Raw genomic sequence first — 309 nt, 5'->3', positions numbered from 1 at the left:
GGAGCCAGCCGCCGAAGGTGGGGTCGATGATTGGGGTGAAGTCGTAACAAGGTAGCCGTATCGGAAGGTGCGGCTGGATCACCTCCTTTCTATGGAGACTCGTCACGGTAGAGGGTAACCCCTGTGAAGGGATGTCACCTCTATGCAGTGAGATGTCGAGGTCGAACCGGACGGAGACCTCCCAATAGACTGCAAGCGAGGTAATCTCGCAAGCGACTAGATGGGGCAGGTCCGAACGGAAAGGTTAGCACGCAGCGCTACACAACTGTTTGATTTTGAGGGACTGGAGAAACTTACCGGTTGAAAAGC

1 rRNA gene is annotated in these 309 nt (G+C 55.0%); it reads left to right on the top strand.

The features are described 5' to 3' along the window. A 16S ribosomal RNA gene (locus tag GJ688_RS20225) occupies positions 1-89 on the top strand; the annotation flags it as partial. Positions 90-309 lie beyond the last annotated feature (220 nt).

This window comes from Heliobacterium mobile, from assembly GCF_009720735.1.
Classification (GTDB): domain Bacteria; phylum Bacillota; class Desulfitobacteriia; order Heliobacteriales; family Heliobacteriaceae; genus Heliobacterium; species Heliobacterium mobile.
This window is presented reverse-complemented; position numbering and strand designations above follow the sequence as displayed.